Source organism: Pseudoduganella aquatica (genome assembly GCF_009857595.1).
In the GTDB taxonomy this organism is placed as follows: Bacteria; Pseudomonadota; Gammaproteobacteria; order Burkholderiales; family Burkholderiaceae_D; genus Rugamonas; species Rugamonas aquatica_A.
In genome coordinates this window covers 167,979-193,640 of the sequence record NZ_WWCU01000002.1, presented here as the reverse complement: position 1 = coordinate 193,640, position 25,662 = coordinate 167,979, and the positions used below count along the sequence as shown (strand labels likewise).

Here is a 25,662-nt window from a genome sequence, read left to right as displayed (position 1 = left end):
CCAATACATTTTTTAGATGGATTGATATCGTTTTGCGTATCACAAAGAGTTGCAAAAATGGTTTGCTTGAAAAGAGATAAAGAATTCGCGGCCTCACTTTCAAAAACAGAGCATACTTCGTCCATTCCCTGCATTCACTTGTGGAATAGCGATTTGGTTGCGCGCAGTCAACACTATAATTTTTCGCGATGGACAAATCCGATGACGAACGCCAACTGCTGATCTTGTCCGTACTTTCCTTTGAGGAAGGCGCCAACCAGAGCGCGGTTGTCGCCCAGGTCGTGCGGGCGCTACAGCAACTGGCAGTTCATTTTCGCCCCTTGATGGGTAGCAGCGGATTTTTCGCCTTGTATTTGCGCAGCGTGCATCTGAACCGGGCGCAGCACGCATGCCTCGCGCCGCTCTCGACGATGGAACGCGATGACACCCATTTCACCGCCCTGCAGGCCAGCTTGTCATCGGCCGACACCGAGCAGGCGGCCCGCGCTGGTATTGCCGTGATAGAAACCCTGACCGGATTGCTGGCCGGCTTGATCGGGCTGCCGCTCACGATGCGCTTACTCACCACCGCCTGGGCCAATGCGGCCGAAGGAAAACCATTATGATTACCCCTACCAGCCACGAGTATCTGGCGACGGGCGTGCCTGGCCTCGATACGCTGCTGGGCGGCGGCCTGAGCGAATACTCGTTCAACGTCATCGCTGGCTCGCCGGGCAGCGGCAAGACCACCCTGGCCCACCAGATCATGTTCGCGCTGGCATCGGCCAATTGCAAGGCGCTGTTTTTCACCGTACTGGGCGAGCCGCCGCTGAAAATGCTGCGCTACCAGCAGCGCTACAGCTTCTTCGACGTCAACAAGGTCGAAGCGAGCGTGCGCTACGTGAACCTGGCCGATGACTTGCGGGCCGGCGATTTCAGCGGTGTGCTGGCGCGCATCATGCAGGAAGTGGCCAGCTTCGAGCCCAGGCTGGTGTTTGTCGACTCCTTCCGCTCCGTCATCCAGACTGCGCGCCAGGGCAACGAGGGCATCGCCGATCTGCAGCAGTTTGTGCAGGAACTGGGCACCTCCATGGCGAGCTGGCAGGCAACCACCTTCCTGATCGGGGAATATTCCTTCAACGAAATCGAAGCCCATCCGGTGATGACCGTGGCCGACGGCCTGATCTGCCTGGCCCAGCATATGGAGGGCAACGCCGTGGTGCGCAAAATGCGCGTGGTGAAAATGCGCGGCCACGCCCACATGGGCGGCGCGCACACCTTCCGCATCACCGGGGACGGCCTGAAAGTCTATCCGCGCACCCTGCCTTCCTTGCCGCCTTCTTATTATGCCGCGCAGGAAGACGGCGCCACGGCGCGGGTGGGCACGGGCATTGCCATGCTGGACGAACTGCTGAACGGCGGCCTGCCGCAAGGCCATGCGGCCCTGGTGGTCGGGCCTTCGGGCTCCGGCAAGACCATCCTGGCCACGGCCTTCCTGGAGGAAGGTGCGCGCCAAGGCGGGCACGGCGTGCTGGCCAGCTTTGAAAAAATGCCTTCGCATTGCCGCAATCACCGCCTGGCCGCCCTGATCGGCGCCGGCCAGGTCACCGTGGTGGCCACCCGCTCGCTAGACCTGTCCATTGAGAATGTGCTGGACGACCTGGTGCAGGAAATTGCGCGCACCGGCGCCACCCGCGTGGTGATCGATTCCCTGTCCGAACTAGGGCTGTCCCTGGCGCCGGAGTTCGCGCAGGACTTCCGCGCCTCGATCTTCCGCGTCCTGGCCACGCTGGCCGCGCTGAATGTGACGGTGCTGGTGACCATGGGCATGGAAGACCGCTTCACCGACATGCGCTTCAGCCTGAGCGACACTTCCTTCCTGGCCGACGCCATCATCGCCATGCGCTACGCCGAAATCGGCGGCCGTCTGCAGAAAGTCATTTCCGTGGTCAAGGTGCGCGGCAGCGGGCACAGCACGGATCTGCGCAATTACACCATCAGCGACCAGGGCATAGAAATCGGCGCCCAGCGTATGCCATTTGAAGGCCTGCTATCGGGCCACCCCAGCGCCAGCCGGGCGGCACAGTGAGGCGGGATGGGCTGCGCCCATTCCGGACCAGGAGATGTGATGGACGCAATTGAGGCACTACGGCAGTCCATCCGGACGCAGCTGGACCCGGCCCGCCGGAATGGCATAGCAGAGCTTGCCATCGGCATGGCCGAGGCGGCGGCCAGGGAACTGGTCCCGTTCATAGGCAACGCGGGGTTTTGCATTATTTTCAGCCGCAGCGTGCACCAGGCGCGCAGCCGCTACCCCTGGCTAAAACAGCGCAGCCCCCCCGCCAGCCCCGGCGACCTGATCGCGGTGCTGCGCGACAGCGCCGATGGGCGCGCCCCGATAGAAATTGCCTTTGCCGGCCGCCATGTATTCCTGGGCATGATAGACAGCCTGGCCATCCTGCTGGGCGAACAGATGACCAGCACCCTGCTGCACGCGGCCTGGGGCGAAGACGCACCGGCGCTGCCGGCGGCGTCCGCCAGCCAGCCGGCAGGCGCCGGCCGGCCCGAGCGCCGGCTCGAGGAGCGGCGTGCCGGCGGCGCCCGCGAGCGCTCGGCGATGCGGCGTGGGCGCATCGGGCAAAAGCGCGCCGAGCAGCGCGCCATGCTGGAGCAGCGCTTGCAGCGGCTGTGGCAGGTGAACGAAAAACTGGTGCAGTCCTGCTTCGAGGCCGAAGCGGGCAAGGTCACGGCGCAGCAGGCGAACGAACAGATGGGGCACCTGGCCTACCATGATTTCCTGACTGACTTGCCCAACCGCATGCTGCTGAACGACCGCATTGCGCAAGCGACCCTGCTTGCCGAGCGCGACGGCAGCAATTTCGCCCTGTTCTTCCTGGACCTGGACAACTTCAAGCGTCAATGACGCCCTCGGCCACGGGACCGGCGACCGCCTGCTGCAATCGATCGCGCGCCGCCTGACCGCCTGCGTGCGCGCGTCCGACACCGTGAGCCGCCAGGGCGGCGACGAATTCGTGCTGCTGGTTCCCGACGGCGCGCAAGCGGCGGCCGCCGCCCAGCTGGCGGAAAAAATCCTGCAGGCGCTGGCCGCGCCGCACATGATACTGGGCCACGAACTGTACATCACCTGCAGCATCGGCATCAGCCTGTGCCCCTTCGACGGGCTCGATACCGAGGCCTTGCTGAAAAATGCGGACACGGCCATGTACCAGGCCAAGAGCGCCGGGCGCAACAACTACCAGTTCTTCACCCCGGCCATGAACACGCGCGCGGTCGAACGGCAAGCCATCGAATCGAGCTTGCGCCATGCGCTGCTGCGCGGCGAACTGGAGCTGTACTATCAGCCCAAGGTCGACCTGCGCAGCGGACGCATCTGCGGCGCCGAGGCGCTGATGCGCTGGAATCACCCGGAATGGGGCCTGCTCATGCCCGACCGCTTTATTCCCATCGCGGAGGAATTCGGCCTGATCGTCAATATGGGGCGCTGGGTGCTGCTGACCGCGTGCATGCAGGCGCAGCAGTGGAAAAGCGCAGGCTCGGCGTGGGTGGATGTGGCGGTCAACGTCTCCACGCTGGAATTCTGCCACCCCGAGTTCCTGGCCAATGTGCGCGAAGTGCTGGCCCAGTCCGGCTTGCCCGCGCGGCATTTGCAGCTCGAAATCACCGAAAGCGTCCTGATGCGGGACGCCGCCAGTTGCGCCGAAACCCTGCGCCAGCTCAAGCTCATGGGCGTGACGCTGGCGCTCGACGATTTCGGCACTGGCTATTCCAGTTTGAGCTATCTGAACTTCCTGCCCATCGACGTGGTGAAAATAGACCGGTCCTTCGTCCAGAGCATCAATGGCCCCCAGGAGGGCAGCATGCTGGCCGGCGCGGTGATCGCCATGGGGCAGAGCCTGGGGAAAACCATCGTGGCCGAAGGAGTGGAGCTGGAGTCCGAGCTGGCCTATCTGCAAACCATGCGCTGTGAAGCCGTGCAAGGCTTTTTATTCAGCCACCCCTTGCAGGCGGAGCAATTCTCCAACCTGCTCAAGCGCGAGCAAGCCTCGATGGCTGCGATGAATTTTTCGAATTGGAAAGTATGAATACATTTACAGGCAGGCTGCGCGGCGCTGAAAAGCAGTTCAGTGCCCGCCCTCATCCTGCATAATGAGTTCTGCGGCCTCGCTGTCTTTCTGAGCAGACGAGGCTGCTTGCCTGATGGGCTCCGCAGGGGCAATATGTTGATGGCTCCTCAAGACGCTGGCCGCCTGGGTGGAGATTTGATGTCTTTTTCTCCATGCATTGAAATCGACGGCCGAGGAGAAATCCTCATTCGTTGCCAGCAGAATCGCGCGCAGTTCGGCGCTGTGCTGGCGGGGGGATGGCTGCGCATGCAGGCCGGCCAGCCCGGCGATACGGCTCACCAGCGCCAGGGAAGCGGCGATTTGCTGCTCGCTTTCGGCCACGGTGCGTGCCAGGGCGCTATTCATGGCGACCAGGCCGGTCAGGCAATCCAGTGCCGCGTCCAGGGCCAGGTTCAACAGTTCAAGCTGCTCCGCAGCCGGCATGCCCTGCTTTTCCAACGCTTTCGCTATGTTATCGGACATGAAATTCCCTATGGAGTGAATAAAATAAAACAAGACAGCCAGACGATTTAACGCGCTTTCCGCGTCTGCATCTGCGCTGCATCTCACATTGGGCCGCCGATCCCTCTATATTTCCAAGCAAGAATCAGGAGATATCCCATGTTGCACACTTTCCTGTCTGATTCCCGCAGCGACTTGATAGAACGCTGCAAGGCCAAAGTACTCCAGCGGCAGGCGCCTTCCGTCACGCAGGTGCAACTCGAATACGGCATCCCTCTATTCCTGGATCAGCTGATACGCACGCTGCAGGCCGAGCAAGGCGACGGCCAGGCCGAAAGCCTGAGGATTTCCGGCCCGGCTGGCGGCGCCTTGTCCGCCAGCGAGATCGGCGTGACGGCGGCACAGCACGGCAAGGAATTGCTGACGCTGGGCTTCACGGTCAATGAGGCTGTGCATACCTATGGCGACCTGTGCCAGGCCATCACCGACCTGGCGGTGGAGTCCGGCACGCCGTTCGAGGTGGACGAGTTCCGCACGCTGAACCGCTGCCTGGACAATGCGATTGCCGACGCGGTCACGGAATTCAGCCGCCAGCGCGAGTCCGACATCTCGGACCAGCACACCAGCGACGCCAACAAACGCCTGGGCTATCTCGCCCACGAGGCGCGCAATATGCTTGGCACGGCCTTGCTGGCGCACACCGCGCTACGCTCCGGCAACTTGAGCCTGCAAGGCGCCACCAGCACCATCCTGGAGCGCAGCCTGCACGGCCTGGCCGGGCTGATAGACGGCGCGCTCGACGAGATCCGCGTGCTGCACCAGCAGACGGAGGCTGCGCCGGTGTTTGCGCTGGACGAGTTCATCAGCGAAGTCCATGGCACCGCCGAGCTGACGGCCCGCAGCCGGGGCTGCACCCTGGTGGCATCGCCGGTGCAGGCCGGCCTGGCCATTGCCGGCAACCGCGCACTGCTGCTCGCGGCGGTGGCGAATTTATTGCAGAACGCCTTCAAATTTTCGCCGCCCCATTCCCAGGTGACGCTGCTTGCCATGGCTGCGGGGGAGCGCATCCTGATCGAAGTGCACGACCACTGCGGCGGCCTGCCCGCCGGCGCCGCCGCCTCCATGTTCCAGCCGTTCTCGCAGCATGGCAAAGACCGCAGCGGCCTGGGGCTGGGCCTGACGATAGCGCAAAACGCCGTCATCGCCAGCGGCGGCACGCTGTCGGTGCGCGACGTGCCGGGCACCGGCTGCGTGTTCACCGTCAACCTGCCGCGTTGCAGCCTGCCCGGCTAAGCAGGCACGGCGATGTCCTGCACCTTGAACAATTCGGTATGGCCAAAACCCTTGGTGTAGTCGAGCAGCGACACCACCTGCGGATCGATGCGCAGAAACACGATGCCGCCCCACGGATGGCCCTGCGTGCCGGACAGCACATGGCGGAACTGCGGATAGCGCTGCAGCAGGCGTGCCGACACATCGACGGTATGCTCCTCTCCTTTTACGAAGCTGGCCAGCCCGCCGATCGACAAGGCCTGTATTTCGCTTCCCGGCTGAGCCGGGGGTGAAATGGTAAGCGACACCTGCTTGTGCTCCTGAATATTGTGCGCTTTCTGGCTGCCCAGGCCGATGGCTGCGTAAAGCGTCAATCCCCTGCTGGCGTAGTTCAGCGTGGTGGCCTGCGGATAGCCGTCCGGGCGCAGCGTGGCCAGGCTCATTTCCTGCCCGCGCGCCAGAATTTGCAGCACCAGCCGCATGGCGTTGTCGTCCAATGTTCTCATCATTTCCCCCTCCGGGCGCGGTAGGCGCCGTGCAGCAGGTCAGTGTGCGCCACATGCGCCCGGCCATGGCGCGCAGTTGCCAGCGAGTGCACGCGCAGGCACGCGGCAGCTGCACCTTGGCGGCAACATGGCATGCCGACCAGATTCGCCAACTCTGCTGTCGCCTTCCACTCACCTTAATGCGTCCTAAACCGCCCCCACGACAACAACTCTTCCGTCAAATCGGGATCGCTGGCGAGATCCTCTAGCAGGCGCAGAACGACCGGATCTTTAGATCGCCGCAGTGCAGACAAAAGCAACAGGCGACTTGGCCCATTGCTTCGGTCTCGCAGCAGTTCGATATATTCAGGCAGGCGGTCTTTCGAAAAGGCGGCTGACAGCGTGCAGGCAAGGCCATCCTTGGCGCCCAGTTCGTACATCTTGTCGTCACCGGGCGCTTTAAATCCGAGTCCGGATTTCGCCTTACGATACTCTTCAACCAATAGCGGCCATGCATTCCTGACTTGAGGATCCCGCACAGCGAGGGCGCGGGCAATACCTTCCCGCGTGCGATCCGAATACGGCATCTGGAGATGTTTTAGCAGCACTGGAACAGCGTTCGCATAGCTCTCTGCTGTGTTCACCAGATCCCAAACAGAGCGGACATTCATTCCGGCCTCTTTAAGCTCTGCGATCAACGGCGCCGCCTCAACTGCCAGCCTTGCTGAACGTAACAATCGTTCGTCATCGAGCCTTCGGTTTATCTCACGCAATCGGGATTTTTCGTCATCATCCAGCTTAAGTCGAGACAAATCGCTAGCTCTTACGTTTTCAAGCTCATCATCCGTCATACGGTCGCGGATAGGGGCCTTTTCTTTACTGTTTTTCATTACGGAATCAATAAACGGTTAATTAGGCCGATGTCTACGGCATTCTGTAAAGGAGCAGATAAGTTCGTGCCTTGCCGGGTATAGAGATTAAACTTGAGCGCATTATCTTTAGCGAAGTCAGAATAGTCTCGCAACTGTCTAGAAAAACTCAATTTCGCGACATTTTTAACTTCATTAACGGCATCCTCTGATATGCCATCAGGTATTCGCCTACGTCCATTCACCTTGATTGTTCTTCTCACTCCAATGTCGAAGGCACTGCATACAGATGCTTCGCCCTGCCGTCCCAGTGCCACAGCGTTTCGAATTGGCGAACTAGCTGGCGACGCTCCCGGCCCATCCCCGGTCGCCAGTGCATTCAGCGTTAATCCTACATCTAACAGCGCTAGGAAAGGCACACACGCAGGGCACAAACCTAGACGATCGGTATAGCTAAGTGGATTACCATCCACATAAGAATAGAGGCTACTCCCTTCTAGCAGTCCGACGGGGTCACTTTGGATGTAACGCCCGAGCGAGGCATCATAATAGCGGTGCCAGTTGTACCATAGGCCCGTCTCCTTGTCGTAGTACTGCCCCGGGTAACCGATGTTCATGTCCCCAATGGTGCTGGTTTCCACTTTGCGGTCGAACGCCGTGTTGGCGGCGCGCCAAACCTTTTTCGTCGTGGCGTCGAGCAGCACCACCGGGCGGCCGGTCCTGTCGTTGTGGCTCGCGTAGATCGTGCCGTCGCGCTCGATGGCCAGCAGTTCGCCGCCCAGCCAGATGTAGTAGGTGCGGCTGCTGCCTATGTACTCGGCCACGAGCTCGCCATCCGGGCCATACTGATAATGTGTGACGCTGCCGTTCGCCACTTTTACTGCGCGCTGGTTGAGCGCATTGTTGTAGTATGCCGCCTGGTTCGCTCCGACCTGGGCTCCGTTCATGCGGAAGAACGCATCATAGCTGTAGGTGCGGGTTCCGCTGTTGGCCGTTTCCCTGAACAGGTTGCCTAGCGCGTCGTATTCGAAGCTGCGCCACTGCCGATTGTCCAGCGTGTGCAATAAGTCCAGGCGGTTGCTGGTCGGGGAGATCACGCTGTGATATTCGATGCCGAAGTTGCGGTGCACGCCACGGTTGCCGCTTTGGTCCCAGACGTAGGCCTGCACATTGGCCGCCGGGCCAGAATAGCCCAGCCGGTCATTGGCGTCATACCCCATGTTCTCGCTCAACGTCGGATAGGCGGCATCCGTGATCCGGTTCAGCGTGTCGGTAGCGTCGTAGCCGTAGGTCTGGTTCACCGCGTTGATGCTGTAGATTTTCTCGATACGCCCGTCCGTATCCAAAGTATCCAGCCGTGGAATGCTGTTGTTGAAGCGCCAGCCGTAGCGCCTGCCGGTGGCGGGCTGGTACAGGAACTGGCTGGCAAGCACACCCCAGGTGCCGCCCTTGCTGGTGCGGATGCGGGTCAGTTGGCCGACCGTGTTGTAGTCGAAGCCCAGCGATAACTGGCTGCCGTCGTAGCCCATGCCTATCAGGCGTCCGGCCACGTCATACGCCCAGGCGGTCGTATGAATCCCGCCATAGACGTTGCTGACTTTGCCCACCAGCTCTTCCGCGTCGTTGTAGCCGAAGTCGGTACTGCCGGTCGCGTCGGTGAACCTTTCCAGCTTGCCCATGGGGTCGTATGCATACGTTTCGGTGACGCCGCCGCGGCTGCGCGTCCGCAAGCGCTCCAATGCGTCTAGCGTATAGACTATGGCTTCGCCGGCGCGGGTTTCGCTTTTCAGCCGGCCGGCGGCATCGTAGCCGTAGCTCACATTACCGCCATCGGGACTGTTCACTGTCGCCACATCGCCAAAGCCGGTGTAGGTGTAGTCCGTTCGGATACCGCGCGGGTCGTAGAAGTAATGCAGGCGGCCCTCGTTGTCGTACTCCCAGCGGCTCACGCCGCCGTCCGGCGCGACGCGCCTGACGGGCCGGTCCTGGGCGTCGTACTCGAAGGTGGTGGAGCGGCCCAACGCGTCCGTCTGGGTGGCCAGGTTGCCGTTGAGGTCGTAGCGGAAATCGGTTCTTTGTCCGTGATTGCCCAGTACCGTGTAGGGCCGGCCCAGTGAGTCGAACACGGTGACCTTGCTGAACCGTCCCTCGGATTTCGCCAGCGGCACGTTGCCGGCCGCAGGAACATGGCGCTCGGCGCTCCAGGTCATGGTGTTGCTGGGCGCATCGAACACCGTCGTGGCATAGTTCCCGGCCGCGTCGCCAGTCCGGTCCAGGCGGCCGCTGACGTTGTAGCGGTAGCGGTCAATGCGGCCGCTGGCATGGCTGACATCCATCACCTGGCGGTCATGGTTGTAGCTGAATTTGGTGAACCGCTTGCCGCCCGCCAGCAGCAGCGCGTGCTGGGTGAGGTTGCCGTTCACGTGGTAGCCGAATTCTTCGACCCGGTTCTTGAACGTGGTGTGGCGGCCCGGCTGGCCCATGCTGTTGTGGTTGGCCCAGCTCTCGGCGTAGCCCAAGGGATTCACGTGCCGCACCAGGTTGCCGCTGGTATTGAACTCCAGCGTGTCGGTCACATACCCTTCCGGCAGCCAGCGCGACGCCGTGCGCGCGGCCAGGATGTTGCTCGGGTGCCTGGTGTATGTATAGATAATCTCGCGCCGGTTGCCGGTCTTCAGGTCGTCCCAGACTTCCGACTTCAGCTGCGATCCTTCGTATGTGTAGGTGACGCGCAGGTAGGCTATCCCATTGGTGCCGCGCCATTCCGTTGTCTTGATATCGTCGCCTTCCCATGTGTATATCGTTGCCAGGGCATCACTGGTGCCGGCTGCGGTCGTGACGTCCGTCAAACGTCCGAACTCGTCGAAGGTGTAGTCGGTTTTGCTGCCTTCCCAGTCCAGCTGGTAGTCGATATAACCGTTGGCGTCGTACACGGTTTTCGCGCTGGCGGACGAGCAGGTGGCGCTGGGTGCGCGGGAGATGGTGTCGATCTTCATCTCGCCCAAAACATTGATGAATGTGTAGTCGGTGGACTGGCCGCGCAAATCCGTCACATTCGTCAGGTTGGCGCCGTAGTTGAACGTTTCCTTTTCTTCCCCGCTGGCCGGGCCGCTGTCTTTTGCGCGCCGGTCCGGGTGATAGGTGTAATTGCTGAAGGGCACGCCATTAATCACTATGCCGGTCACCAGCGTGGGGTCAGTGCTTGCGGGGTTGTCCGGGCCGCCGTAGGTATATTCACGGATATCCTGCTGGCCAGCGGCGCCGGGCGCGGTCACCTTCGCCAGCATGTTGTTGCCGTCGTAATCGTATGTCCAGATGGAGCCGGCCGGATCGCGCACCGTAGCCACCAGTCCGTTTCCGCCATAGCCCAGCGTTAAGGTCTTGCCGGCGGCGCTGGTGACCGTGATCAAGCGGTTGCCCTGGTAGCCGAATGACAGCACCGCGCCAAAGCTGTCCACGATGCGCTGCAGGTATCCGTCGTTGCTGTAGGCGTAGAGCGTCTTATCCCGCGTGAGCAGCCATTCGCCGTTGGCCCTGTGGGTCAGCGTTCCGGCCGACTGCGATTTGCGCACGGTGTAGTCATAAAGGCGGAAACGCTCATCGTGGAATAGCTGGAGGCCGTAACTTTGCTTGACGCCGTCGGGATCGGTCACGATGACCGTGCGCGGAATGCAGCCACCGACTTGCAGGCGGTAGCAATTCGCTGTGACGATATTCAAGCGGGGGGAATCGATGCTGGACAGCCAGTAAGGCCCGAACAGGGTTCCGGAGGCGTTCTGGCTCCGGTAAGTGCGGGCAAGGCCGAGGCCGTAGTCACCCATCGCCTGGAAGTCCCGCTCGAACAGCAGTTTTTCGCCCGTGGCGACCACCACGGGGTTGCCAATTACAGGAGAGGCGCCGTTCGGCGCTCCTGTTTTTGATTTATTGCAGCCAATCTCGCCATGATTTGAGTTGCTATCGGACGGCGGTGCGGCGACGACCCTGGCACCGCCTCCCGTCGAGCGCTCCACCCAATCGTAGCGCTCCCGATTACGGATAAGGTCGAGATAATCCAGCATTCCAGGATCGAAAATCGGGCGCTGGCCAACGATCTCAACCACCTGCATTTCCTCGGCCTGCGCGCTGTGCGGCAGGATGGCACTGGCGAGCGCTAGTGCTAACAGGAACATTTTCATTGCGTCCCCCATTGAAAATTGAATTAACCAAAAGTCAATGTAGGCAATTTAATCATTACCCCATCAGGCACGCAGCTACTTTATTTTTTATTTTTTTTGAACTTTCTACAGTTGAGCCGGCTCCGGGAATCAACGCAGCAGGCGCAGGCCGTACAGGCCACCCGCCATGGAACCGGGGTGCGCGACGAATTTCACCGTCAGTTTGCGCGGCTGGCCGGGATGGCCGGCGGGGATGGCGAAGTCGCGGGTGTAGATTTCGTCGGCGGCGTCGCGGCCCAGTATCACCGTTTCCAGCAGCTCGCCGTTGACCACGATGTCGAACTTGCGGCCCGCGTCGGCCCGGGAGAAGGATAGGCGCAGTGTTTTGGCCGCACCTTCCTTGTCATTCAGCTCGTAGCTGAACCAGGCTTTCGCGTGGCGCCAGTGGCGGCCCTTGTTGATGCCGGCGTCTGCGCCCTCGCCTTTGAAGAAATGGTCGGACTCGGGCTGCTGCTCGCCCGGCGCCACCTGGTCCACGGTGATGGCGTCCAGCGCCAGGCGCTCGGACTCGGCGCGCGCGTTCGCGGCGCGCATCACCGCCAGGTTGGCGGGCGTGGTCTGCTGCCAGTACATCATGTAGCGCGAATCGTGCAGGCGGAAGAAGGGAATGAAGCGGGTGCTCTCCGCGCCCGGCCCCTGCACCAGCCCCGGCGCGCGGAAGGTGAGCGGCTGGCCCGGCACGGGCTTGAACTTGTCGAGGAAGGCCTTGCTGTCGTTGACGAACAGCGGCGCCGCCTCCAGCGGACACACCGGCCCCTGCGCGATGTGGCCCATGCGCGAGTCGTCGGCAAAGTAGTTCAGCTTCTCGCTGGCGAAAGGCTGCGTCTTCGCGGCCAGCACGATGGGGCCGTGCAGCACCGCGTAGTAGTTGGACTTGTCCGGCATCTGCTCCAGGCGGGTCTTCATCGGCAACTGGATCTCGACCTTGTCGCCGGCCTTCCACTCGCGCGCGATGGCGGCATAGGAGCCCGGCTTGGCGTCCACCTTCACGGCCTTGCCGTTGACGCGGATTGTCAGCGTGCCTCGGGCAACCCATTCCGGGTAGCGCACTTTCATGGTGAAGCGGCCGCCGGATTCCAGCGTGATGCTGGTGCGGTCTTCGTCCGGGAAGCGGGTCTCCTGGCGCAGCTGGATGCCCTTGGCCTTCCAGTTCAGCGTGGAGGGGATGAACAGGTTTACGAACAGCGCGTCGCCTTCATGCGCGTAAATGAATTCGCCGTACTTGGCGTGGCTCTCTATTCCGGAGCCCACGCAGCACCACATGCCCTTGTCCACCTGCGAATACACGCGGTAGTGGTTGGGCCGCATGGGCGTGAAGTAGACGAAGCCGCCGGTGTCCGGCCGCTGCGAGGACAGGATGTGGTTGTACAGCGCGCGCTCGTAGTAGTCGCCGTAGCTGCCTTTCTGGTCGCCCTGGAACAGCAGCTCGGTAAGCTTGAGCATATTGTAGGTGTTGCAGGTTTCCGGGCCTTCGGTCTCCTGAACCATGGAGCTGTAGTCCTTGTCGTCGTGGAAGTGCTCCTTGACGCTGTTGCCGCCTATAGCCACGGTGCGGTGGTCGCGCACGGTCTGCCAGAAGAACTGGGCGGCCTGCTGCCATTTCGGGTCGCCCGTCATGTCGCCGATGCGCTTGAAGCCGATCACTTTCGGAATCTGCGTGTTGGCGTGCAGGCCTGTGAGCTGGTCACGCCCTTCTTCCAGCGGCTTCAGTATGGCCTGGTGCGAGAACTTGATGGCCAGGGCCAGGTATTTTTTATCGCCAGTCATCTCCGCCACCTGGGCAAAGACTTCGTTCATGCCGCCATGCTCGCTGCGCAGCATCTGCTGCATCTGCTCGGGCGTGAGGTGGGTGCTCAGTTCCAGCGCCCAGTCGGACAAGGAGACCAGCATGGCCTTGGCGTCGGCATTGCCGCCCAGGCGCCAGGCGTCGTACAGGCCGGCGTAGACTTTGTGCAGGTTGTACCAGGGGACCCATTTGCCATTGACGGAGAAGTTATCCGCTTGCAGCTTGCCTTGCGCGATGGCGTTCCAGACGTCCTTGCCGCCGGGGATGCCGCCGATATAGCCGTTGGCGTTGGCTTCCTGGCAGCGCTTCAGTTCCGCCACGAAGTAGTTCAGGCGCTTGAGCACTTCGGGGTCGCCGGTGGAGGCGTACATCAGGGCCAGCGCGGACAGGTAGTGACCGCCGAGATGACCGTCAAGTCCGCTGGACTCCCAGTTGCCGTAGCTGCCGTCCTTCTTCGACAGGCCCGCTTCGCGCAGGAAGGGAGCGAGCAGCTTGTCCGGCTCCAGTTCGAGGATGTATTTCAGGTCCGTGTTCTGGGCGTCCAGGAAAGGGCTGGGCGACAGGCGCACGTCGGATAGCGAAAACAGCTCGGCCGCGTAGCCCGCCTGGGCCGCGAGCGCCAGTTGCAATGCGAAGGCGATGGGGATCAGTTTCATGTCGTGGGGCCGGTTACTGCAGATTGCTTTGGTAGCGGTTGAGATCTTGCTGGTCCAGCACCGGCCAGCCGCCCTGGTCCCACTTCATTTCAAGGATCTTGAGCTTCTGGCGGTATTTGTCGGCGGTCTCGTAGGCGTGGGTAACGAAATAGTCCTTGCCGTCCATGCTGTAGGCGCTGTTGTGGCCCACGCCTTGCCAGTCCTTGTCGCCCGCGATGACAAGCGAGCCGCCGCCGGCGGCCATGTCCTTGCCGCTCTTGTCCAGATAAGGACCGGTCACTTCGCGCGCTCGGCCCACCACCACGTGGTAGGTGCTTTTCTCCTTCTGGCAGCACAGTCCCCAGGAGGCGAACAGGTAGTAGTACCCTTCCTTCCTGAAGATGAACGGCGCCTCGATTTCCGCCGGGCCGCCGGATTCGTCTGCCGTGAAGGCGGGACGTTCGCGGCGCGCGATGGTGCGCCACTCCTGCGGCTCGGCGAGCCTGGTGCGGTCGTCGTTCAGCTTCACCAGCTTCAAGCCGCCCCAGAAGGAACCAAAGGACATCCAGCCGCCCCCCTTGCCGTCCTCAATCACGTTGGGGTCGATGGCGTTCCAGAGATCGCGGCCCGGCACCGATTGCAGCACCATGCCCTGGTCTTCCCATTTATAGTCCGGCGAGCGCGGGTCCAGCGTCTTGTTGACGGTGACGCCTATGCCCGAGGTGATCTTGCCGAAGCCGGACACCGAGTAGTACAGATAGTACTTGCCCTTGTAGTGCTGCACGTCCGGCGCCCAGATATGGCCGTCGAAGCTGGGCGCGGCCTGCTTGGCCCACGCAGGCTGGCCGGGGAAGACGCGGCCTTCCGGCTTCCAGTCCTTCATATTGGTGGAACTGTAGAAGGTGATGCCCGGCCCGGTACTGAAGACGTAGTAGGTATTACCCTCCTTCGCAATCACCGGGTCGTGCACACCCACCTGCGCCGCCTGTGCGGAGCACGCCAGTCCCGCCGCCACTATTGCCGATACTGCCAATGCTGCATACTTCATCGTCATTCCCATCAGGTTCCACTCACGGCGCGCGGCTTGCAGCTTACTCGACGGCGACGACAACCACCGCCTTGGCCGGCAGCTTGACCTGCAGCTTGCCGCCGCTGGCCTTGGCCTCGAACGGCACCGGCTTCACCGCCTGCGGCTGGGCGAAGGTATTGTGCGCATCCATCGCGGCGGCGGTCAGCAACTGGCCGCGCGCCACGCCAGCCTGGGCGCCGGAGACATTGATTTCCACCTCGGCCTGTTCCTTCGGATTGGTGTTCACCAGCGCCAGGTAGACCTTGCCGTCCTTGCCGCGCGCGGCCGATGCGCTCACCTGCGGCACACTCACGCTGCCAACGCTGTACTGGCCGTTGTTGGCCACGGTCACAGGCAGGGAAGCCGCGTCCTGGAATGGCACGTACATGCGGTAAGCGTGATAGGTCGGCGTCAGCAGCATCTTGTCCTTGTCGGTCAGGATCATGGCCTGCAGCACGTTCACCATCTGCGCAATATTCGTCATCTTCACGCGGTCCGCGTAGTTGTGGAAGATGTTGAAGTTCAGCGCCGCCACCACCGCATCGCGCAGGGAGTTCTGCTGATACAGGAAGCCGCTGTTGGTGCCCTTCTCCACGTCGTACCAGGTGCCCCATTCGTCGACATAGAAGCCCACCTTCTTGGACGGGTCGTTCTTGTCCAGGATCTTCACGTTCTTCTGGATCAGCTCATCCATGCGCAGCGTGTTCTTCATGGTGGAGATCCACTGGTCCTCGGCAAAGCCGGTGGCCGCGCCCTTCACGTCCCACTTGCCGGTCGGGATGGTGTAGTAGTGGAAGCTGATCGCATCCATCTTGTGCTTCACATTGGCCGACAGCGTCTCGGTCCACTTCGTGTCGTTGTCATTGCCGCCGCTCGCGATGAACTTCGGCATATTCTCCTTGGGCGCCTTCAGGAATTCAGCGGCGTTCTTGTAGAGGTTCGTGTAGTGCTCCGGCGTCATCTGGCCGCCGCAGCCCCAGGCCTCATTGCCCACCGCGAAGTACGCCACCTTGAAGGGCTTGTCGCGGCCGTTCTTGCGGCGCATTTCCGCCAGCGTGGACTTGGACGGCGACGTCATGTACTCCAGCCATTCCGCCATCTCCTGGTTGCTGCCGGTGCCCAGGTTGCCGTTCACATAAGCGTCCGCGCCCAGCAGCTCCACCAGGTCGAAGAACTCGTGCGTACCGACCGCGTTGTTTTCCTCAACGCCGCCCCACATGGTGTTGACCTTGACCGGACGCTTGGCGCGCGGGCCGATGCCTTCGCGCCAGTGATACTCGTCCGCGAAGCAGCCGCCGGGCCAGCGCACCAGCGGCACATGCAGCTCCTTCAGCGCGCCCAGCACGTCGTTGCGCCAGCCCTTGGTGTTGGGCTGCTTGGAATTCGGACCCACCCACATGCCTTCGTAGATGCCGGTGCCCAGGTGCTCGGCGAACTGGCCGTACACGTTCTTGTTAATGACAGGACCAGGCTTGGCCGCGTCGATGGTGATGGTCACTTCGCCCGCAGCGAAGGCCGCGCCGCTCGCCAGGCTCATGGCCAGTATGGTTTTTTTAATCAGGTTCATCTCGTCTCCTTGGTTTTTATTTGAATACTGCGACGAAGCCGCCGTGCGGCTTGATCGTGATCTTGCTTGCCTTGCCCGCCGCGAAGGCAGACTGGGTAAATTCGCGCTGGCCCGCACCGTCCGTCAGCAGCATGCCTGTGCGCTTGCCGAGGAAGGACAGGTCCAGGTCCAGCGTCTTGTCCGTATCTTCCGAATTGATGCCGGCAACGTACCAGGCATTGCCCGCCTTGCGCGCGATGACGGCGAACTTGCCGGGGAAGCCGGCCACAAAGCGGCTGTCGTCCCAGCTGCGCGGCAGATCCTGCAGGAAGGCCTTCACATAAGGCGGCACCGTCGCCATGCCCTCCGGGACTTCGGCAAAGTGCTGTATGCCCGACAGCAGGAGCACCGACTCCGCCAGCTCAAAGCCGTTGCGCGTGGCGCGCTTGATGTTGGGGATGTCCGCAAACACCATGGGCGTAAAGTCCATCGGATCGAACAGATTGCGCGTGAACGGCAGCATGGACATGTGGCGCACCACCGCGTCCTGGTCGCCCTGCGTAAAGGTGGTGAACTCCAAGCCCTTGATGGCCTCCGCCGTCATCAGGTTGGGATAGGTGCGCGACCAGCCGCGCGGCAGCGTCGCGCCGTGGAAGTTCACCAGCAGGCCGTAGTCCGCCGCGTCCTTCAGGATATCGATGTAGTAGGCGATCATGGACTTGCCGTCGCCGGCGAAGAAGTCCACCTTCACGCCCTTCACGCCCATGGCCTGCAAGCGCTCAAACTCGGCGCGGCGCGCCTCGCGCGTCAGCAGCTTGCCCTTGGGCGAATATTCGGTCTGGTTCCACGCGCCGGACGAGTTGTACCAGACCAGCACGCCCACGTTCTTCGCAGCCGCATAGGCGGCCAGCTCCTGCACCTTCTCGTAGCCTATCTTGCGGTCCCAGTCCGCATCGATCAGCGTGTAGTCCCACTTCATGTCCGCCGCGTAATCGATGAATTTCTTCTGCACGTCGTAGACGGTGTGGTCATCCTTCAGCAGCGCCCAGCTCCAGGACGCGTGGCCGGGCTGCGGCAGCGCAGGCGCCGAGGCGGCGCGGTGCGCGGCGGGTGCGGCCAGGTCGGTGCCCAGCGTGGAATTGACCAGCGTGGGCAGCGAGCCTATCGCCAGCACACGCCAAGGCGTGGCCAGCGTCCCCGTCGATTCCGCCAGCAGCGCGCCGCCGGTGAACACCTCCGGCTCGGCCGGGCCGCCGATGCGGTACACGCCGTTGGACGAGTCGGCCTGCAGGCGGGACGCGTGGAAGCTGCCATCCATATTCGCCTCGGTCAACGCCACCCAGGTATCGCCGGTCTTGAACAGCGCCGGGAAGACCCAGCCCGCCTTCATCCGCGACGGCGTACCGACCGGGATGGCCATCTGATAATGCTCTTCATAGGACGGGTTGGTATTCTTCCAGCCCGTCTGCGCGACGGACATAGGCTGCAGCCAGGCCTGGGCGGACTTCGCGAAAGCAAAGCTCGTGCTCTCGCCGGTGAATTTCTTCAGCGGCAGCGACGGCTCGGCGACGAGGTAGCGGAAGGCCACGCCGTCGTTGGAAACGCGGAAAGCCACCTCCATGGTCTGCTTCTGCGCGTTGCGCAGCGTGTAGACCTGCTCGTTCGCCGCGTAGCTGATGCTGCGGCGCTTCCCCACCGCCATCTGATACTTATCGGACACCGGCTTGGCGGCGGTCAAACCCGCCAGCACCAGGCCCTGCGTGAAATCCGCGCCCTCCAGGCTCAGGCCCAGCGCGGACGGCAGCAGTACCGGCTTGCCGTCGCGCGCAACAGCATACGTCACCCCGCCCTGCGCCACGCGCACGCTGACAACAAGGCGCCCATCCGGACTGCTCAAGCCCGCCTGGGCCGCCGGCGCAACGGCGGCAACGGCAACTGCCAGCGCCACACCAAGATTCAAATGCGAAATCATCATTCTTAGCCACGCCCGTCGCCAGACAAGCGCCCTCCTTGTAAGTTCACACATTCCCCTCCAGGGGGGGTTATACCCAGCCGGCGTCGACGATGAATTCCTGGGCTGTGCACATGGCGCTGTCGTCGGCGGCCAGGAACAGGATCATGGAGGCGATGTGGCCGGGCATGAGCTTGCCGGGCAGGCATTGCATGCGCTTGATTTCGGCTTCGGCCTCGTCGTCCACCCACAGGTCGATCTGGCGCTGGGTCATGACCCAGCCGGGAGTGACGGTGTTGACGCGGATGCCGTGCGGGCCGAGGTCGCGCGCGAGGCTGCGGGTCAGGCCTATCACGGCGGCCTTGGTGGTGGCGTACACCGGGTAGCCGGCGCCCTTGGCGTGCCAGGAGATGGAGCTGACGTTGATGATGGAGCCGCCGCCTTTGCGCTTCATGCCCGCCAGTACAGCCTGCGCGGTGAAGAACATGGGCCGCTGGTTGATGGCGATGCGCTCGTTCCAGTAGTCCAGCGTGACGTTTTCGGCGTCGTGCCGCTGGTCGTTGGCGGCGTTGTTGACCAACACGTCGAAGTCGCCCAGCTTGGCGGCCAGTTCGGCCACCGTGGCTTGCAGCGCGGGGATGTCGGTGATGTCGCAGTGGCGGAACTCGGGGACCGGATGGCCCGCTGCGGCGATGCGTTCGACCAGCGCTTCGCTGGCGTTCTTTGCGATGTCGACGAAGCCGACCAGCGCGCCCTGCTCTGCGAAGGCCGTCACCAGCGCTTCGCCGATGCCGCTGCCGCCGCCTGTGATGAATACGCGCTTGCCGCGCAGGCTGCCGAATTTGGCAAGGTCTGTCATTTTGTCTCCTGCTTTTTTTTATGATTTTTATGCTGCTGGCGGCGGGTTACGGCCTTTGGCCTAACCCGCCCTACGTGCTCAGGCTTTGCCCAGCACGCCGTCGCGTCGGCGCCAGATGTCCAGGGGGTTGCCTTCGCGTAGCTCCACAGGCAGCAGCGCTTGCGCGAGGTTCTGGTAGCACACGGGACGCAGGAAGCGGTTGATGGCGGCCGTGCCGACCGAGGTGCTGCGCCCGTCGGCCGTGGCCGGGAACGGGCCGCCATGGACCATGGCGGTCGCCACTTCCACGCCGGTGGGCCAGCCATTGGCCAGGATGCGGCCGACTTTGCGTTCCAGTACCGGCAGCAGCGCTTGCGCGTCGGCGTAGTCGCCTTCGTCGAGCTGCAGCGTGGCCGTCAGTTGGCCTTCGAGCTTTTCGGTGATGGCGCGCATTTCGGCGACGTCCTTGCAGGCCACCAGCAGCGAGGCGGGGCCGAATACTTCGTCGTGCAGCGCGTGGTCGCCGAGAAAGGATGCGGCGCTGGCTTTGAAGAAGGCGGGCGCGCCCTTGCCTGCCAGCTGTTCGCCCTTGGCCAGCGTGGCAACGCCGCCCTGGCTGGCCAGTTTGTCCACGCCGCGCTGGTAGTTGCCTGCGATGCCGGCGGTGAGCATGGGGGCCGCTGCGGTTGGCTGCAGGGCCGCCGTGGCGGCTTGGGCGAAGCGGTCCAGGTTCGGGCCGTCTATGCCGAACACCAGTCCGGGATTGGTGCAGAACTGGCCCACGCCCATCACCAGCGAGGCGGCGAAGTCCTGGGCAATGCCTTCGGCGCGCGCGGCCAGCGCCTGCGGCAGCAGGTACACGGGGTTGATGCTGCTCATCTCGGCGTACACGGGGATGGGCTGCGGACGCTGGGCGGCCACCGCCATCAGCGCCATGCCGCCGAAGCGCGAGCCGGTGAAGCCGACCGCCTGGATGGCGGGATGCGCCACCAGCGTCTGGCCAAGCGCGTTGCCGGTGCCGGTCAGCAGCGAGAACACGCCGGCCGGCAGGCCGCACTCTTCCACCGCCTTGACGACGGCACGGGCTACCAGTTCGGAGGTGCCGGGATGCGCGAAGTGGGCTTTCAGCAGCACCGGGCAGCCTGCGGCCAGTGCAGAGGCGGTGTCGCCGCCGGCTACCGAGAACGCGAGCGGGAAATTGCTGGCGGCGAAAACGGCCACCGGACCGACCGGGATCAGGCGCATGCGCAGGTCGGGACGCGGCGGGGTGCGCTCGGGCAGCGCGGTGTCGATGCGGGCGTCGCGCCAGGAGCCTTCGCGCAGCGTGGCCGCGAACAGCTTGAGCTGGTTGACGGTGCGTGCGCGCTCGCCTTCGAGGCGGGCGCGGGCCAGGCCGGTTTCGGCCATGGCGCGTTCGATCAGCGCGTCGCCCAGGGCCATGATCTGCGCGCCTATCGCTTCGAGGAAGGTGGCGCGCTCGGCGTCGCTGGTGGCGCGGAAGGTGTCGAAGGCGGCGCCGGCCAGGCTGCAGGCCTGGCCGATCTGGTCCGCGTCCACGGTGTGGAAGGCGGGTTCGATGGCCGTGCCCAGCGCGGCGTCGTAGCCGTGGAATGCGTCGCCGTTGCCTTTGACGGCAACGCCGCCTATCAGCGATTCGCCGGTGAGTTTCATAGCGCGGTCACTTTCGTGTGGCTGGTTTCAACTACTTCAAGACGGTTGCGCAGCGCGGGGCCGAAGGCCGGCGCTTCGATTTCGAAGCTTTCGCCGGGCTGCACGGTGATGTTGTCCGCTACGCTCAACGTGGCGGTGCCGAAGAAGTGGATGTGCACGTCGCCGGCGCGCTTGAACAGGCCGTATTTGAAGTGGTGGTACTCCAGGTTGGCGATGGTGTGGGACATGTTTTCCTCGCCGCTGAAGAAGGCCTTCTCCCAGCGCACCTTGCCTTCCTTGTCCAGGATGCGCGAGGTGCCGGTGACGCTTTGCGGCAGTTCGCCCACCAGCAGCGCCGGACCCAGGCCGCACACGCGCAGCTTGGAGTGGGCCAGGTAGAGGTAGTTCTGGCGCTCGGTCACGTGGTCCGAGAATTCGTTGCCGATGGCGTAGCCCAGGCGGTAGGGCTGGCCGTCGTCGCCGATGATGTAGAGGCCCGCGATTTCCGGCTCTTCGCCGCCGTCCAGCGCGAAGTCCGGCATGACCAGGGGCTGGCCGCTGGCGGCCACGATGGAGCCGTCGCCTTTGTAGAACCATTCCGGCTGCACGCCTTTGGCGCCGGGGGCGGGTTTGCCGCCTTCCACGCCGAGGCGGAACATTTTCATGGAGTCGCTCAGGGCCTCGACGTCGCCGCCGATCTTCTTGTGCATGGAGTCGCGCGTGTCGGCGCTGCCCAGGTGGGTCAGGCCGGTGCCGGTGACATAGGCGTGGGCCGCGTCTTCGTGGTCCAGCGGCGTGAGCAGGCGGCCGCTTGCGGCCACGTCGGCGTAGTTGTGGGTTTGCGCGCCGGCGTCTGCCTGGGCCAGTTCGGCCAGGCTTTTCTTCTGGCGGATGGCGGCTTGCGCCAGGGCGTAGGTGGTGGCGAAGCTTTCCAGTTCGCGGATGGCGCCCTGCTCCAACAGGCCTACGCGGCGTTCGCCGTTTTCTTTTTTAAATTGTACGAGCAGCATGGGTGTCTCCGTATTAATGCGAGTGTTTGGGTACGGCCGAACCGCGGCTGCCGACCAGGAAGTCGAAGTCGCAGCCTTCGTCGGCTTGCAGCACGTGGTTGATGTAGAGCTGCTGGTAGCCGGACTTGGCGCCTTCCACTTTCTGCTCGGCGCGCGCGGCCTGGCGCTGCGCCATTTCCTCGTCCGAGATTTCCAGGTTCAACTGGCCGCCCGCGCAGTCCAGCGTGATGTAGTCGCCGTCGCGCACGATGCCCAGCGGGCCGCCGGCCATCGCTTCCGGCGCCACGTGCAGCACCACGGTGCCGTAGGCGGTGCCGCTCATGCGGGCGTCCGAGATGCGCACCATGTCTTTCACGCCGGCCGCCAGCAGCTTGGGCGGCAGGCCCATATTGCCCACTTCCGCCATGCCGGGGTAGCCTTTCGGGCCGCAATTCTTCATCACCAGGATATCGTTCGCGTCCACGTCCAGGTCCGGGTCCATGATGCGTTCTTTGTAGTGCTCGAAGTTCTCGAACACCACGGCCTTGCCGCGATGCTGCATCAGCGCCGGCGTGGCGGCGGACGGCTTGAGCACCGCGCCGCGCGGCGCAAGGTTGCCGCGCAGGATGCAGATGCCGCCGTCTTTCAGCAGCGGCTTGTCCAGCGGACGGATGACTTCATCGTCGTAGATCGGCGCGTCGTTATTGTTTTCCCACAGCGTCTTGCCGTTGGCGGTCAGCGCGTCCTTGTGCGGCAGCATGCCGCCTTCGCCCATGCGGCGGATCACGCCCGGCAGGCCGCCTGCGTAGTAGAACTCTTCCATCAGGAAGCGGCCCGACGGCAGCAGGTCCACCACGGTGGGCTGGCCACGGCCGATGCGGGTCCAGTCTTCCAGCTCCAGATCCACGCCGATGCGGCCGGCGATGGCTTTCAAGTGGATCACGGCGTTGGTGGAACCGCCGATGGCGGCGTTCACGCGGATGGCGTTCTCGAACGCTTCCTTGGTCAGGATCTTGGACAGGCGCAGGTCTTCCCACACCATATCCACAATGCGCATGCCGGACATATGGGCCAGCACGTAGCGGCGCGCGTCCACCGCAGGGATGGCGGCGTTGTGCGGCAAGGTGGTGCCCAGCGCTTCGGCCATGCAGGCCATCGTCGATGCGGTGCCCATGGTGTTGCAGGTGCCGGCGGAACGCGAGTGGCCCGCTTCGGCGGCCAGGAATTTGTGCATGGAGATTTCGCCGGCCTTGACCTGCTCGTGCAGCTGCCACACGGCGGTGCCGGAACCGATGCTCTTGCCGTCCAGCTTACCGTTCAGCATGGGGCCGCCGGAGACGACGATGGTGGGCACGTCCACGGACGCGGCGCCCATCAGCAGCGCGGGGGTAGTCTTGTCGCAGCCGACCAGCAGCACCACGGCATCCATGGGGTTGCCGCGTATGGACTCTTCCACGTCCATCGACGCCAGGTTGCGGGTCAGCATGGCGGTTGGGCGCAGATTGGATTCGCCGTTCGAGAACACCGGGAACTCCACCGGGAAGCCGCCCGCCTCGAGAATGCCGCGCTTGACGTGTTCGGCCAGCTTGCGGAAATGGGCGTTGCACGGCGTGAGTTCTGACCAGGTGTTGCAGATGCCGATAATCGGCTTGCCCTGGAATTCGTGGTCTGGAATGCCCTGATTCTTCATCCAGCTACGGTACATGAAACCGTTCTTGTCCTGCGTACCGAACCACTGCGCCGAGCGCAGTTCCACTTTTTTCTTCGTCTCCGACATGCAAAATCTCCTGTAATTTTCGCACTGCAATAGTGGAATACTAAAGAAGGTATTGATGTCTTTCCAATGAATTAAAAATCGATATCGATACTAAAATTGATATCGCCTGTGAAAATTGCCTTACGCTTATAATCTGTACAACTCTAACATTCTTTTTTACGCCCATGAGCCTGCAATCCGTCCGCGCTTTTTTCGCCGCCAAACAGCTGGATCTGCCGATTATCGAGCTGGAGGTGAGCACCGCCACGGTGGCGCTGGCGGCCGAGGCGCACGGCGTGGAGCCGGGCCGCATCGCCAAGACGCTGTCCTTCCGGCTGGGCGACGGGCGCGCCATCCTGCTGGTGGCCAGCGGCGACGCGCGCATCGACAACCGCAAATTCAAGGACGCTTTCGGCAAGGGCCGCATGATGGATGCAGACGACGTGGTGCGCATGACCGGCCATCCGGTGGGCGGCGTGTGCCCCTTCGGCCTGGCCGAGCCGCTGCCGGTCTATCTCGACTCCTCGCTGCGCAAGTATGACGAGGTGCTGCCGGCCGCCGGTGCGGTGCACAGCGCGGTGCGCATCAGCCCCGAGCAGATCGCCGCGCTGACCGAGGGCCAGTGGGTGGACGTGTGCCAGGCGGCCTAAACGAAGCGGTTGCCGCGCCGCTGTCCGAAAGGCAGCGCACGTGGAACGAGATCAAGCACGAAGTCGGCATGTTTGCCGATTTCGTGCGCAAGCCGCGCCGCACCCTGCGCGGCGAGCGGAAATGGCTGAGCCGCTTCCTGCTGCTGTGGGGCTTGTGCCTGGCGGTGGCGATGCTGCAAATCCCGCTGGAGCTGGGCTTCGAGCAGTTTGCCCCGTCCATTAAATACGCGCTCACGACCGATACCCGCTTTATGCTGATGGCCGTGTTCATGGCGCCGGTGGTGGAGGAACTGGCATTCCGGGCCGGGCTGCGCAGCGCGCGCTACACCTTGTTCCTGGGGCCGGCGCTGTTTATCGTCACGCGGCCCGGCACCTGGCAGATTGCGCTGGCCGCGACGGCCGCCATGGCGCTGATCGGGCTGATGGACTGGCTGTACCGCCGCTACCTGGCGCGTCCCGGCCTGGTCATGCGGCGCGGGCGCGCCTTCCTGCGGCGCTATCCGCTGGTGGTGTGGGCCTACGCCGCCGCCTTTGCCATTATCCACATCGGCAATTTCGAATACTCGCACAAGGCTGCCTTCCTGATGCCGCTACTGCTGCTGCCGCAGCTGTTCTGCGGCCTGGTGTTCAGCTACCTCCGCATCCGGCACGGCCTGGTCTACGGCATGCTGCTGCATGCGGCCTACAACGCCAGCCTGTGCTCCGTCATGCTGCTGGGCTGAACCTCTTCTCTATTGTGGACATGGACTACGAAACCATCGGCAAACTGATCTTCGGCCAGCAGCGGCTGAAAGTCGAACTGGACTTCTTCCGGGCGTCCGGCGCGCACGTGGGCGCGGATGCATGGGAAGCGCTGCTGGCCGACGTGGCGGCTGGAGACCTGGCGGTGGATGAACTCCAGCGCCGCCCGGCCGAGGCCGATCCGGCGCAGGTGCAAGCCGCGCTGGACCGCTGCCTCCGCGCCAGCGCCACACTGAAGGGCCTGCAATGCTGATATTAAAAGTCATCATGGTGATCTTCGTGGTGGCGGTCGGCATACCGTGCCAGCTTATCGACTACCGCCACCGCAGGAAGAACGCCTACGTACCGGGCAGCGGCTGGTCCTACTACTCGCGTTTGAAGCGCGAAGGCAGCTGGGAGGGCCGCTTCATGATGAACAGCGCCTATATGGGCATCGCGCTCATCCTGGCCATGCTGGGCCTCCTGGCAGCCCACCTGTTCCGGGCATAAGCACGCAGGCCATGGCGACGCAGCCCACAGGCTATTCAGGCACGACGCTGGCGAAGATGCTGGGCTTTGTCGACATCAAAGTCTGCGCTGTCAGCGAAATCTGGTCCGGCTTGAAGCTGGTGGTCCGCAAAGCGCTGCGCGGCGCATAGCGGCCAAT

21 protein-coding genes and 1 pseudogene are annotated in these 25,662 nt (G+C 63.2%); 10 read left to right on the top strand and 12 right to left on the bottom strand.

The window, feature by feature from the left end:
* Positions 1-188: 188 nt before the first annotated feature.
* The 4 genes and pseudogenes from GTP77_RS02720 (at position 189) to GTP77_RS30295 (ending at position 4,082) form a co-directional block, all read left to right on the top strand.
* On the top strand, positions 189-605 hold the full coding sequence (locus GTP77_RS02720; protein ID WP_161070628.1) for a hypothetical protein: 417 nt from the start codon (positions 189-191) through the stop codon (positions 603-605).
* Complete coding sequence (locus tag GTP77_RS02715; protein WP_161070627.1) at positions 602-2,068, top strand: ATPase domain-containing protein; 1,467 nt, start codon at positions 602-604, stop codon at positions 2,066-2,068. Before GTP77_RS02720 ends, GTP77_RS02715 begins: the two co-directional genes overlap by 4 nt.
* Before the next feature lie 6 nt (positions 2,069-2,074).
* Positions 2,075-3,182: pseudogene (locus GTP77_RS30300) on the top strand (diguanylate cyclase domain-containing protein); the annotation flags it as partial.
* Positions 3,183-3,200: 18 nt separating this feature from the next.
* A complete protein-coding gene (locus GTP77_RS30295) occupies positions 3,201-4,082 on the top strand; it encodes a putative bifunctional diguanylate cyclase/phosphodiesterase (protein WP_371869319.1) in 882 nt (293 codons plus the stop codon).
* A gap of 39 nt (positions 4,083-4,121) precedes the next feature.
* On the opposite strand, the gene GTP77_RS02705 is transcribed toward GTP77_RS30295, so the two are convergent.
* Entirely contained in the window at positions 4,122-4,586 is a 465-nt protein-coding gene (locus GTP77_RS02705; RefSeq protein ID WP_161070626.1) for a hypothetical protein, read from the bottom strand.
* A 138-nt stretch (positions 4,587-4,724) separates the two neighbouring features.
* Here GTP77_RS02705 and GTP77_RS02700 point away from each other — a divergent pair, with 138 nt between their 5' ends.
* Positions 4,725-5,858, top strand: a complete 1,134-nt coding sequence (locus GTP77_RS02700) for a sensor histidine kinase (protein ID WP_187358588.1) — start codon at positions 4,725-4,727, stop codon at positions 5,856-5,858.
* Here GTP77_RS02700 and GTP77_RS02695 read toward each other — a convergent pair.
* The 11 genes from GTP77_RS02695 to GTP77_RS02645 all read right to left on the bottom strand — a co-directional run bounded on the left by GTP77_RS02695 (position 5,855) and on the right by GTP77_RS02645 (position 23,646).
* Entirely contained in the window at positions 5,855-6,346 is a 492-nt protein-coding gene (locus GTP77_RS02695; RefSeq protein ID WP_161070625.1) for a pyridoxamine 5'-phosphate oxidase family protein, read from the bottom strand. The two genes, GTP77_RS02700 and GTP77_RS02695, sit on opposite strands and share 4 nt — an antisense overlap.
* A gap of 173 nt (positions 6,347-6,519) precedes the next feature.
* Positions 6,520-7,212, bottom strand: coding sequence for a hypothetical protein (locus tag GTP77_RS02690; RefSeq protein WP_161070624.1), 693 nt, complete (start codon positions 7,210-7,212; stop codon positions 6,520-6,522).
* Entirely contained in the window at positions 7,212-11,366 is a 4,155-nt protein-coding gene (locus tag GTP77_RS02685) for an RHS repeat-associated core domain-containing protein (protein WP_161070623.1), read from the bottom strand. Before GTP77_RS02685 ends, GTP77_RS02690 begins: the two co-directional genes overlap by 1 nt.
* Positions 11,367-11,495: 129 nt before the next feature.
* On the bottom strand, positions 11,496-13,847 hold the full coding sequence (locus GTP77_RS02680; RefSeq protein ID WP_161070622.1) for a glycoside hydrolase family 127 protein: 2,352 nt from the start codon (positions 13,845-13,847) through the stop codon (positions 11,496-11,498).
* Between the two features lie 13 nt (positions 13,848-13,860).
* Positions 13,861-14,886, bottom strand: a complete 1,026-nt coding sequence (locus GTP77_RS02675) for an arabinan endo-1,5-alpha-L-arabinosidase (RefSeq protein WP_371869313.1) — start codon at positions 14,884-14,886, stop codon at positions 13,861-13,863.
* 31 nt (positions 14,887-14,917) lie between these two features.
* Positions 14,918-16,462 (bottom strand): alpha-N-arabinofuranosidase, encoded by a 1,545-nt coding sequence (locus GTP77_RS02670; RefSeq protein WP_161070621.1) that lies wholly within the window; start codon positions 16,460-16,462, stop codon positions 14,918-14,920.
* A 16-nt stretch (positions 16,463-16,478) separates the two neighbouring features.
* Complete coding sequence (locus GTP77_RS02665) at positions 16,479-18,416, bottom strand: glycoside hydrolase family 97 protein (protein ID WP_228893215.1); 1,938 nt, start codon at positions 18,414-18,416, stop codon at positions 16,479-16,481.
* A 67-nt stretch (positions 18,417-18,483) separates the two neighbouring features.
* The gene (locus GTP77_RS02660; RefSeq protein ID WP_161070620.1) at positions 18,484-19,251 is read right to left on the bottom strand and encodes an SDR family NAD(P)-dependent oxidoreductase; all 768 of its coding nucleotides are present in this window, start codon (positions 19,249-19,251) and stop codon (positions 18,484-18,486) included.
* Positions 19,252-19,329: 78 nt separating this feature from the next.
* Positions 19,330-20,901: an aldehyde dehydrogenase (NADP(+)) gene (locus GTP77_RS02655; protein WP_161070619.1), complete on the bottom strand. Its 1,572-nt coding sequence runs from the start codon at positions 20,899-20,901 to the stop codon at positions 19,330-19,332.
* Positions 20,898-21,890 (bottom strand): AraD1 family protein, encoded by a 993-nt coding sequence (araD1, locus tag GTP77_RS02650; RefSeq protein WP_161070618.1) that lies wholly within the window; start codon positions 21,888-21,890, stop codon positions 20,898-20,900. The genes GTP77_RS02655 and araD1 overlap by 4 nt, the downstream gene beginning before the upstream one ends.
* Positions 21,891-21,903: 13 nt before the next feature.
* On the bottom strand, positions 21,904-23,646 hold the full coding sequence (locus GTP77_RS02645) for an IlvD/Edd family dehydratase (RefSeq protein ID WP_161070617.1): 1,743 nt from the start codon (positions 23,644-23,646) through the stop codon (positions 21,904-21,906).
* Between the two features lie 164 nt (positions 23,647-23,810).
* Here GTP77_RS02645 and GTP77_RS02640 point away from each other — a divergent pair, with 164 nt between their 5' ends.
* The 5 genes from GTP77_RS02640 to GTP77_RS02620 are packed head-to-tail and all read left to right on the top strand — an operon-like array spanning position 23,811 to position 25,654.
* On the top strand, positions 23,811-24,275 hold the full coding sequence (locus GTP77_RS02640) for a YbaK/EbsC family protein (RefSeq protein WP_161070616.1): 465 nt from the start codon (positions 23,811-23,813) through the stop codon (positions 24,273-24,275).
* Positions 24,260-24,997, top strand: coding sequence for a CPBP family glutamic-type intramembrane protease (locus tag GTP77_RS30470; RefSeq protein ID WP_161070615.1), 738 nt, complete (start codon positions 24,260-24,262; stop codon positions 24,995-24,997). The genes GTP77_RS02640 and GTP77_RS30470 overlap by 16 nt, the downstream gene beginning before the upstream one ends.
* A 20-nt stretch (positions 24,998-25,017) precedes the next feature.
* Positions 25,018-25,269, top strand: coding sequence for a hypothetical protein (locus tag GTP77_RS02630; RefSeq protein WP_161070614.1), 252 nt, complete (start codon positions 25,018-25,020; stop codon positions 25,267-25,269).
* On the top strand, positions 25,263-25,505 hold the full coding sequence (locus GTP77_RS02625; RefSeq protein WP_161070613.1) for a hypothetical protein: 243 nt from the start codon (positions 25,263-25,265) through the stop codon (positions 25,503-25,505). Before GTP77_RS02630 ends, GTP77_RS02625 begins: the two co-directional genes overlap by 7 nt.
* An 11-nt stretch (positions 25,506-25,516) precedes the next feature.
* On the top strand, positions 25,517-25,654 hold the full coding sequence (locus tag GTP77_RS02620; RefSeq protein ID WP_223149295.1) for a hypothetical protein: 138 nt from the start codon (positions 25,517-25,519) through the stop codon (positions 25,652-25,654).
* The last annotated feature ends 8 nt before the right edge of the window (positions 25,655-25,662 follow it).

Bases quoted from the DNA above. Each gene is read 5' to 3' on its own strand.
- GTP77_RS02695 (WP_161070625.1), bottom strand. From the start codon at position 6,346: ATGATGAGAACATTGGACGACAACGCCATGCGGCTGGTGCTGCAAATT.
- GTP77_RS02630 (WP_161070614.1), top strand. From the start codon at position 25,018: ATGGACTACGAAACCATCGGCAAACTGATCTTCGGCCAGCAGCGGCTG.
- GTP77_RS02700 (WP_187358588.1), top strand. From the start codon at position 4,725: ATGTTGCACACTTTCCTGTCTGATTCCCGCAGCGACTTGATAGAACGC.
- GTP77_RS02645 (WP_161070617.1), bottom strand. From the start codon at position 23,646: ATGTCGGAGACGAAGAAAAAAGTGGAACTGCGCTCGGCGCAGTGGTTC.
- GTP77_RS02670 (WP_161070621.1), bottom strand. From the start codon at position 16,462: ATGAACCTGATTAAAAAAACCATACTGGCCATGAGCCTGGCGAGCGGC.
- GTP77_RS02690 (WP_161070624.1), bottom strand. From the start codon at position 7,212: ATGAAAAACAGTAAAGAAAAGGCCCCTATCCGCGACCGTATGACGGAT.
- GTP77_RS02680 (WP_161070622.1), bottom strand. From the start codon at position 13,847: ATGAAACTGATCCCCATCGCCTTCGCATTGCAACTGGCGCTCGCGGCC.
- GTP77_RS02665 (WP_228893215.1), bottom strand. From the start codon at position 18,416: ATGATGATTTCGCATTTGAATCTTGGTGTGGCGCTGGCAGTTGCCGTT.
- GTP77_RS02705 (WP_161070626.1), bottom strand. From the start codon at position 4,586: ATGTCCGATAACATAGCGAAAGCGTTGGAAAAGCAGGGCATGCCGGCT.
- GTP77_RS30295 (WP_371869319.1), top strand. From the start codon at position 3,201: ATGTACCAGGCCAAGAGCGCCGGGCGCAACAACTACCAGTTCTTCACC.
- GTP77_RS02655 (WP_161070619.1), bottom strand. From the start codon at position 20,901: ATGAAACTCACCGGCGAATCGCTGATAGGCGGCGTTGCCGTCAAAGGC.
- GTP77_RS02675 (WP_371869313.1), bottom strand. From the start codon at position 14,886: ATGGGAATGACGATGAAGTATGCAGCATTGGCAGTATCGGCAATAGTG.
- GTP77_RS02720 (WP_161070628.1), top strand. From the start codon at position 189: ATGGACAAATCCGATGACGAACGCCAACTGCTGATCTTGTCCGTACTT.
- GTP77_RS02640 (WP_161070616.1), top strand. From the start codon at position 23,811: ATGAGCCTGCAATCCGTCCGCGCTTTTTTCGCCGCCAAACAGCTGGAT.
- araD1 (WP_161070618.1), bottom strand. From the start codon at position 21,890: ATGCTGCTCGTACAATTTAAAAAAGAAAACGGCGAACGCCGCGTAGGC.
- GTP77_RS02685 (WP_161070623.1), bottom strand. From the start codon at position 11,366: ATGAAAATGTTCCTGTTAGCACTAGCGCTCGCCAGTGCCATCCTGCCG.
- GTP77_RS02625 (WP_161070613.1), top strand. From the start codon at position 25,263: ATGCTGATATTAAAAGTCATCATGGTGATCTTCGTGGTGGCGGTCGGC.
- GTP77_RS02660 (WP_161070620.1), bottom strand. From the start codon at position 19,251: ATGACAGACCTTGCCAAATTCGGCAGCCTGCGCGGCAAGCGCGTATTC.
- GTP77_RS02620 (WP_223149295.1), top strand. From the start codon at position 25,517: ATGGCGACGCAGCCCACAGGCTATTCAGGCACGACGCTGGCGAAGATG.
- GTP77_RS02715 (WP_161070627.1), top strand. From the start codon at position 602: ATGATTACCCCTACCAGCCACGAGTATCTGGCGACGGGCGTGCCTGGC.